This window comes from Flavobacterium sp. FlaQc-48 (assembly GCF_044007335.1).
Classification (GTDB): Bacteria; Bacteroidota; Bacteroidia; order Flavobacteriales; family Flavobacteriaceae; genus Flavobacterium.
This window is the reverse complement of sequence record NZ_JBIPCR010000095.1, coordinates 1-255: the sequence shown is the minus strand read 5'-3', so window position 1 is coordinate 255 and position 255 is coordinate 1. Positions and strand designations below refer to the sequence as shown.

Annotated in this window: 1 protein-coding gene; it reads left to right on the top strand. The window is 36.5% G+C overall.

Translation table 11 applies throughout. From position 1 onward, the window contains the following. A partial coding sequence (locus ACHRWY_RS27715; protein ID WP_395359262.1) for a hypothetical protein occupies nucleotides 1-255 on the top strand: 255 nt, incomplete at both ends.

Sequence of the window (255 nt, the reverse complement as noted above, 5' to 3'; positions counted from 1 at the left end):
AAGAGTTGTTGGTTAGTATTGCAGAGAATATCACGCAGCCAATAAGCGGTTTATCGATGCTCACCAAAGAAGAATCACATCAATTATTAAGTATCTTCAACGATACTGATACAGCGTATCCAAAAGAAAAGACTGTAGTAGATTTATTCGAAGAGCAGGCTAAGCGTACTCCGAATGCTGTTGCTTTAGTTCATGAAAGTAACTCCATGACTTATCAAGAATTAGATGAGCGTTCAAATCAATTAGTTCATTATC